The following is a 1,330-nucleotide window of genomic DNA, read 5'->3' as shown; positions in this document are numbered from 1 at the left end:
AGCGGGAACAGCGGCGGAAATAGCGGGAACAGCGGCGGAAATAGCGGGAACGGCAATAGCGGCGGAAACAGCGGAAACGGAAACGGCAACAGTAACGGCAACAGCAGCGGGAACAACAGCTCGAGCAACAGCGCCAGCCAGGCAAGCGCCGCCGATGTCGACAGCCACGTGAACGCGGCGACCGGCGATAAGGTCGAGGCCACCGCCGGCAGCATCCAGGTCACGCACCGCAACGGAATGAAGGAGACGATCGAGAAGGGCCGGTTCAGGATGGAAGACAAATACGGACGCACCATCGTCGACCGCAAGGCCACCATGGCCGATCTCAATCGCCTGAACAGTTTGTGAAAGCACAGTTTGTGAGAGCGAGGTTTTATCCGGATTAGATCTTAAGGGACCGAAGGTCAGCGCTGCAAAATCAGGTTGCCACCTTTTGCTTCGTCTCTGCGGTCCTGATCGTCTTGCGATGGAATCTGGCTACTCACCTTACCCCCGCCTCCGTGCGGGGGTAATTTTTTCAAGCTGCGGCGATTGCTGCTGTTGCGACATTGGTCACCCATGGCGGCGGAAATGGTCTGATCGGCCGGAGCATGGGTCGTGGGCCGCTTTCGTCGCGTCGGAGGAATGTGATCCTTGCCTCCGTCAAGCGACCGGTTCCGCGGTGCCCGTGCCGAAAGCGGACCTTCGGCAAATCGAGGTGGAACTGGCAAGAAGGAAAAGAATGCGCCAACCCGCCCGCAAAAGGCTAGCCGACCTCTCGCTGCGCCTCGCTGTCGCGCTGGCGGTTGTGGTCGCGCCCTGCCTGCTGGCGCCCGGCAACGTGACAAAGCTGTTGTCCGCCGCCTACGCCGGCAACGGCAATAGCGGCGGCAATGGCAATGGCGGCAATTCGGGTTCCGGCGGCGGTTCCAACTCCGGCTCCGCAGGTGGCTCCAACTCCGGCTCGGCCGGCGGCTCGAATTCCGGCAACGCCGGCGGCAATTCCGACAACAGCAATGCCGGCGGGGGCAACCCCAATGCGGGACCAGGCAACAACAGCGGAAAGGGCCATGCCAATCCCGGCGGCAAGAGCAGCTATACCAACGCGGCAACCGGCGACACGCTCTCGATCGACGGCAACAAGATCACCGTCGTCCACCGCAACGGCATGAAGGAAGAAGTCCAGAACGGCCGTTTCGAGATGACCGACGCGCAAGGCCGCACCATCATCGAGCGGCAGGCGACGGAGGAGGATCTGAATCGTCTGCTGAGCTTGTGAGGGCCGGGAAAGGCTACCCCCTTTTTCCGATACCCTCGCATGTCACCCCCGTCCCTTGAGGCGGGGGTGATT

At 62.1% G+C, this 1,330-nt stretch carries 2 protein-coding genes; both read left to right on the top strand.

Going from position 1 to position 1,330, the window contains the following annotated elements; genetic code table 11:
- Nucleotides 1-348, top strand: a 348-nt coding sequence (locus EOA27_RS41235) for a hypothetical protein (RefSeq protein ID WP_189562324.1), incomplete at its 5' end; no start/stop codon positions are given.
- Nucleotides 349-721: 373 nt separating this feature from the next.
- On the top strand, nt 722-1,258 hold the full coding sequence (locus EOA27_RS36735; RefSeq protein ID WP_126078097.1) for a hypothetical protein: 537 nt from the start codon (nt 722-724) through the stop codon (nt 1,256-1,258).
- The last annotated feature ends 72 nt before the right edge of the window (nt 1,259-1,330 follow it).

It is taken from the genome of Mesorhizobium sp. M2A.F.Ca.ET.037.01.1.1 (assembly GCF_003998075.1).
Classification (GTDB): domain Bacteria; phylum Pseudomonadota; class Alphaproteobacteria; order Rhizobiales; family Rhizobiaceae; genus Mesorhizobium.
Note: the sequence above shows the minus strand (reverse complement) of the source record. Positions and strands in the feature narration are given on the sequence as shown.